The following is a 1,133-nucleotide window of genomic DNA, read 5'->3' as shown; positions in this document are numbered from 1 at the left end:
CCTTCGACGTGTACGGCTGGGGCGGCCGCGATCTGATCGGCCAGGCTCCCTATACAAGCGCCGTCCTGATGTACAGCCTCACCCACGCCTTCGCTGTGGTTCTGGCGCTACCAGTGGTCTGGCTGGTCGTCTGCCTCTTGAGGGGCGAGCGGACCCGAGGCAACTGGGTCCTGCTGCTTGTAGGTCTCGCAGCACTAGCCTCGGCGTTTCACCGAAATTGGTGCGACACGTGAGCTGAAAAGGCGAGAGTGCCTTGTCTGTAAGGGAAAATTGGGTTTGCGAAGAACCAATGATCTCTGACAGGAAGGCACTCTCGAGTGAAGCCTAGCTTGGGTAAGGCCCGGTTCAAGGTGTCGGCGGATGGTAAGGGGATCGTGTCGCACGCCGGGACCGCGCTGCTGCGGGAACTGGCTGCTCAGACCGGGCTGGTCAAGGGGTGGACCGCGGCGTTGATCGACACCTACCGGTTGCCGCCGTTGCACGCGCCGGGACAGGTGCTGGTGGATCTCGCGGTGACGATCGCCGACGGCGGCGACGCGGCACGGCACCTGCGGACGCTGCGGGACCAGCCGAGGCTGTTCGGGCTGGTCGCCTCCGACCCGACCGCGTGGCGAGTGGTCGACAAGGTCGACGACACCCGGCTGGATCTGTTGCGGGCCGCACGCGCGCAGGCGCGTGAGCGGGCCTGGGCAGCCGGCGCCGGCCCGGACCTGACCGAACAGTTGTGGCTGCACTTCGACGCGACCCTGCTGACCGCGCACTCCGACAAGGAAAACGCCGCACCCACCTGGAAGAAGGGATACGGGTTCCACCCGCTGCTGTGCTACCTGGACCGCCCCGACGTGTCCGGTGGTGAAGCCCTGGCTGGGCTGCTGCGGCCAGGCAACGCCGGCAGCAACACCGCCGCCGACCACGTCACCGTGCTGGACCTGGCCATCGCCGCGCTACCACCGCACGCCCGCCCACGACCCGGCAGCACCGACAGCACCGCCGGGCCTGGCGCGCCGAAGGTGATGGCCAGTGCCGATTCCGCCGGCGCCACCCACGTGTTCGCTGCCGCGCTCCGCGAGCGCGGGATCGGATTCTCCCTGGGTTTCGCCGTCGACCAGAACCTGCAACAAGCGATCCTGGCC

Annotated in this window: 2 protein-coding genes; both read left to right on the top strand. The window is 67.9% G+C overall.

Annotated features, from left to right (window positions below; all coding sequences use genetic code 11):
- Positions 1-233: hypothetical protein (locus ACRDSQ_RS26100; protein WP_431424604.1), on the top strand; the 233-nt coding region annotated here is incomplete at its 5' end.
- Positions 234-317: 84 nt separating this feature from the next.
- On the top strand, positions 318-1,133 hold an 816-nt coding region (locus tag ACRDSQ_RS26095), incomplete at its 3' end, for a transposase (RefSeq protein WP_431424603.1).

The sequence above is a fragment of the Actinokineospora sp. genome (assembly GCF_050699995.1).
Classification (GTDB): domain Bacteria; phylum Actinomycetota; class Actinomycetes; order Mycobacteriales; family Pseudonocardiaceae; genus Actinokineospora.
This window is presented reverse-complemented; position numbering and strand designations above follow the sequence as displayed.